Source organism: Mesorhizobium waimense, from assembly GCF_003601975.1.
GTDB classification, from domain to species: domain Bacteria; phylum Pseudomonadota; class Alphaproteobacteria; order Rhizobiales; family Rhizobiaceae; genus Mesorhizobium; species Mesorhizobium waimense.
The window spans coordinates 1-983 of sequence record NZ_QZWZ01000168.1 but is presented as its reverse complement, the minus strand read 5'-3'; the positions used below and the strand labels follow the sequence as shown (position 1 = coordinate 983).

The following is a 983-nucleotide window of genomic DNA, read 5'->3' as shown; positions in this document are numbered from 1 at the left end:
AAGACATCGCGCACGTCGTCCAAGCCACCTTCGAGCGATCGCAAGGCGCGTCGGGACAGGGCAAAGCCTGGCGGCGCTAAGGCGGGTCATAAAGGTCACAGCCGCGCCATGAGTGAGGATGCCGATCGCATCATCGATCATCATCCCGACCAATGTCTTTGCTGCCGCGCCAGCCTGTCGAGCGATCTTGCTGCCGAAACCGTCAGCGAGCACGACAAGATTGAGCTTCCTGCGATCAGGCCTTTGATTGAGCGCCATCGGCGCCTGGCAGTCCGTTGCCCGTCCTGCGGCACGCTGGTCGTCGCGGCTGTGCCAGATGCGGCGAAGGGGACGCCGTTCGGGCCACGCGTGCACGCCGTAGCGACCTATCTCAAGACTTTCCAGGCCCTGTCCTACGAGCGGCTGCAGGGCGCGTTCGCGAACCTTTTCGGTCTCAACATTAGCCAGGGCGGACTGATGAACATGTTGCGCCGTGCGCAGGGCGCGTTCGCGGCCGAGTGCGACAAGGCCGTCGCGGCGTTGCGCCGGGCCAAGGTCATCGCCTCCGATGAGACCGGCGTGCGGATCGAAGGAAGCAACGCCTACCACTGGGTGTTTCGCTGCGCCGAAGCGGTTGTTCATCAAGCGGCGCCAACGCGCGGCGCTGTCGTGGTCCGGACCCTGATGGACGGCCATCGGCCCGACGTCTGGTGTTCCGATCGCTATGCCGCACAACAAGGTCACGCAAATGCGCATCAGACCTGCCTGGCGCATCTCGCCCGCGACGTCGCCTATGCGGACGAGGCAAGTGAGGACATGCTGCCCTCGCGGCTCAAACGTTGGCTGCAAAGGGCCTTCGCCCTAGCCGACGGTATGGAAACCTTCGCCGCCTCGACCATCGCCGGCAAGCGTCGCGCCCTGGAGCGAAGTCTGGACGATATCTTCGCCACCACAACGTCGTGCGATCTGGCCCGCGACATCCAAAACAAGTTCAGGCGAGCTCG

At 64.3% G+C, this 983-nt stretch carries 1 protein-coding gene; it reads left to right on the top strand.

Translation table 11 applies throughout. From position 1 onward, the window contains the following. Nucleotides 1–983 (top strand): IS66 family transposase (gene tnpC / locus D3227_RS40425; RefSeq protein ID WP_120019468.1); only part of this gene is annotated, 983 nt, incomplete at both ends.